General features: G+C 40.3%; 4 protein-coding genes. 2 read left to right on the forward strand and 2 right to left on the reverse strand.

The window, feature by feature from the left end:
• Positions 1-140: 140 nt before the first annotated feature.
• Entirely contained in the window at positions 141-392 is a 252-nt protein-coding gene (locus ACUVXA_RS17510) for a hypothetical protein (protein ID WP_445872573.1), read from the forward strand.
• A 745-nt stretch (positions 393-1,137) separates the two neighbouring features.
• On the opposite strand, the gene ACUVXA_RS17515 is transcribed toward ACUVXA_RS17510, so the two are convergent.
• Positions 1,138-2,250, reverse strand: a complete 1,113-nt coding sequence (locus ACUVXA_RS17515; protein WP_445872574.1) for a DUF763 domain-containing protein — start codon at positions 2,248-2,250, stop codon at positions 1,138-1,140.
• 140 nt (positions 2,251-2,390) lie between these two features.
• Positions 2,391-3,575, reverse strand: coding sequence for a homocitrate synthase/isopropylmalate synthase family protein (locus ACUVXA_RS17520; RefSeq protein ID WP_445872575.1), 1,185 nt, complete (start codon positions 3,573-3,575; stop codon positions 2,391-2,393).
• A 322-nt stretch (positions 3,576-3,897) separates the two neighbouring features.
• Here ACUVXA_RS17520 and ACUVXA_RS17525 point away from each other — a divergent pair, with 322 nt between their 5' ends.
• Positions 3,898-4,038 carry a hypothetical protein gene (locus ACUVXA_RS17525; protein ID WP_445872576.1) on the forward strand — a complete coding sequence of 47 codons (141 nt, stop codon included), beginning with the start codon at positions 3,898-3,900 and terminating at the stop codon, positions 4,036-4,038.
• Positions 4,039-4,049: the final 11 nt, after the last annotated feature.

The following is a 4,049-nucleotide window of genomic DNA, read 5'->3' on the forward strand; positions in this document are numbered from 1 at the left end:
GAAGCTAATCTGGATGAAATATCCCTTTAAAAGTACAGGGAGCACATTCCCCAGGGGACTGCCACCGCTACTTCCCCTATATGTGGGTTTAGGCGCATTTTCCCTTTTAGCCCTCTTCCTCCCTCCTCATGGGGGTGTGATTGAACTTGTCCCCCTCAAGCCGCTCCATTTTTTTGAGCTGGTGGGGCCTCCTCCTGCTTGTTCTTTCAGCCAGGGTCTCTACGGATTTTAGTCGATGGGTTTATGCTTCACCTGAATTTTTGGAACTGTGGTGGCTGGTAGGCTTATCGCCCTTCGGCTGGTTCTGCCAGAGGTCTCCGGTTAAAGGACGTATCCCCCGGGCTATAGATTTGCAGAATCTTTGTTGCGTTTTTCTTCAGTTATTAGCCTAATAATTTATGGTTTTATCGTTGTTTCTCATTAATTTTTAAGGTTTAAACACGTTGGAGCGAAAAAAGACCGGGAAACAGGCTTGAAGCACACAGGAAAAAGTCTCAAAAAAAGGCAGATTTTGCGAATCTATCGCCCGGAGGCGGGGGCCCCGTGGAAAATGAGCTTCTGGAAGGGTGTCTCACTTAGAACTTAAGTATGTTCTTTTTTAACGGAGGAAATGGAGGAGAGGCTATTTTAAAAGAGTACAACACCTAGATATACGCAGAAAATCGTTCCGATCCAGTAGAGCAAGCCCTGAGAAAGAAATGCTGCTAATTTTGTCCCAAAGCCATGAGTTTATAAATCTTTAATTTAATCTAAAAAGTCGGTTAATATCTTCTTCAGTTAAGGTGAGTGATCTTAATTAACAGTATACATTTAGAGTTTTTATATAATTTTTTAACTTTGAATTCACCTACCCATAGAATATCATAAAGAAATAAAAAGGGGGAGAGTTGATTAAGATAAGTGATAATTTAGCATTAGTGTTAAATTTGGAGGGATCGAGTTTGCGGAGAAAAATATTAGCCATTTTCTTGATTCTTCTCTTCCTTGGCTCGCTGTTTGTGGCATTCTTTCTTAGTCTTCCTCTTCGCCTTTTTTGAAGCGAGAATAAATAACTGGGCTAATTCTTAGATGGTTCTTAATTCCAATCAGGTGGGGGATTCTACTTTTTGTTTTATATCAATTATTTTGACAGTATTGTTACTCGGTGAAAGGATTATATTTTATTAGTCTTTTGAGGGCTTGTGTTTTTTCCTTTGTTTCGATTTTTGTTTCTTCTACTACTTTTTTTAGGAAGTTGGTGGCTTCGTCCATTGATTTTTGGTTTACCGGGTAGGGTACTCCGTCTTTTCCTCCGAAGGTGAAGGAGTACTTTATGGGGTCCTTCCAGCTGGGCGGTTTTCCGTATATTAGTCCAGAAATCATTGCTAGTGCTTTTACGGTGGAGGAGCCTATTCCTCTGAGGAATATTAGTTCTTCGTAGTTTTTGGGTTGTGCTTGATAGGCTTTCATCAGTGCGTTCCAGTTTACGGTTTTTAAAAGGTTGAGGTGTTGTGGTGGTGGGGTTTCGGGTTGGGGGAGCCATTTTAATAGGGTTTCCTGATTTAATGGTTTTTCTGAGAGTATTGATTTTAGGTGTTGGGGGTTGTCTTTTACTAGGTCGGTTGAGATTTTTCGGCATTCTTCGCTCTGTTTGGAGGTCATATCCAGTACCTTTTTGTGGATGGTTTCTCCCACTATTGCGGTGTGGGGTTCTTCTACGAAGGTTTTAAAGGTTCCTGAGAGCCAGTGGTATCTCCGGGCTTTTCGGAATTCGGGATTCATCCCCTGCTGTACCACGCTCCATTCGCCACTATCGGTGATGAAGATGCAGTGGTGGTAGAGCTGGTAGCCGGCCTGTATGGCGGTGTTATCCACTTTTGCAGACATGCGGCTAGCATATTTTAAAGAGTCTATTTTTTGATCTGAGATATCGAAGAACTCTCCTATTTGAGGTATTTCAGTGAGAACTTTTCTTGAGGTTAATCCTTTGCCCCCCGCTACTGCTATTCTGTGTTCCTGACGTTTCAGGGCCAGTTTCAGGGCGGAGCAGGTTACAGTAGTGGTTCCGGAGCTGTGCCAGTCAAATCCCAGTACACAGGATAGGGCTTGAAAAAAGTAGGGATCTGAAAGTCTCTGAATTACTTCTTTCGGTCCATATTCCTCTACAATTATAGCTGTGATAACGTCTGCTAGCTTTACCATACGGTTGAATAACCATCTAGGTGCCTTTCCTCCGTGAAGAGAGAGCTCCGTAACCCCGGTTTTTTGCACCCTTTTTTCCTCCTTTAAGAATTACTGAGCAAAGTAGGATTTTAAACTGTTTCTAAAAAAAGAGAGGGTACACTAAAAACATGGAGGTGAACAAATAGGAGATGAAAACAAAATTGAAAAAAGTGTTCAGTGATGACTTTTCAGAATTCTGCGATGGTGGTTACTGGTTTGATTTTGTTTTTTGTGGAAAAGATTTGGTACAATTCCACTAATTCTTCATGGGTAACACTGGTTTTTCTTCCGAAAAGGTATTGTTCCTGTATCTTGTTTAAGATTTTTCCGATAATGGGATTGGTTTTATCGATTTCTATTCCAAACTCTTTGAGTATGTAGACTATGCTCTCTCGTCCCGTGGTTTCTCCAATAACAATTTTGTCTCTCATTGAGCCTTCTTTTATTCCCACTTCTGCAGCTCTCACCTTCTCGTAAAGATTAACGTCCCTAAGTACTCCGTGAGCGTGAATTCCTGACTCATGGCGGTAAATATTTAGTCCCGTGATGGGCGTATTTGGTGGAGGATCCATCCCTGATACATTTTGTACGAAGGCTGCTAGTTCAGCTATTTTACTCACATCATATTTTTGAACATTGTAATGTTTATACAGGTTGTAAAGAAGTTGTTCAAGAGAGGTAAAACCTCCGCGTTCTCCTAGTCTGCAGACACTAGTGTCCAGCCACTTTGCTCCCGCTCTAAAAGCTTCAAGAGTGTTTCCTACGCCCATACCCATATCATCGTGTCCATGGAATTCAATATCCACTTTTATTTTCTTAGCCAGCTTTGAAATAATATCGTATGTTTCATGGGGTATGAGCTCTCCCAGAGTGTCACAGTATCTTATTCTGTTTGCTCCTGCTTCTGTTACTGCGTTCGCGAAATCTATGAGATACTGGGGTTCCGTGCCTACGCTTTTTTCAGCGTTCACGGATACGTAAAGCCCATGATCCTTTGCGAAAGATACAGCTTCGCACATATTTTCTATTATTTGTTCCTTGCTCATCTGTAGTTTCTGTTCGCGGTGATGTTTCTCGGTTGCAATTGATAGGGCAACGGCGCCGAATTTTAGTTTGGTGTTGATGGATTTCTCCAAGTCGACTTTTAGGCCTCTGTGCCAGACTAGTAGCTTGTCGTCTAAACCTATCTTGTTTAGTTCTCGTATTAGGAAGTAGTCTTTTAGCACGTATCCAGGGCAGAAGACTTCTATTTGATCTATTCCTATTTCATCTAATTTGCTAGCTATTTCTACACATTCATAGAGTGTAAAGTACACTCCAGGCATCTGCCTGCCGTCTCTTAAGGTTGTATCACAGATGTGTACCTCATGCATTTACTACACCTTGGAATTTTAGCATATTGGTTTTTCTTTTGTTAAAATATTGTGAATTATCATGTGTGAATACATTTATTATTTATATTTGTATCGAAATAACAGATTTATATCAATTAAATTTCGAATATTCCTTTACATTTGTAAATATATTTTTTTATAAATGTCTATATTTCTACATTTAATATCAAACTAATATACGATAGAGTTTTTAAACTTTATCGATAAATAACTCGAGAAGGCGCCTTAAGTATGTGGGTTGTTGGGATAGTTCGAAAAGAATAATTGTACTCGAAACCATCCCAACGGTGGTGAACCCCACATGTCAGAAGTCGTTTTTGAAGCATTTAAATTTAACGAACAATTAGAAATTCCCACCACCCCCCTAGAAGCAGATTACCGGCTAAGAGGAAAAATAGAGCCCGTAGTCATTCAGCAAAGTATTTATCTATTGATATGTTGAATTTGTAGCCT

It is taken from the genome of Candidatus Jordarchaeum sp. (assembly GCF_052745115.1).

Coding starts and splice junctions, on each gene's coding strand:
- ACUVXA_RS17520 (WP_445872575.1), bottom strand. CDS start 3,575: ATGCATGAGGTACACATCTGTGATACAACCTTAAGAGACGGCAGGCAG.
- ACUVXA_RS17525 (WP_445872576.1), top strand. CDS start 3,898: ATGTCAGAAGTCGTTTTTGAAGCATTTAAATTTAACGAACAATTAGAA.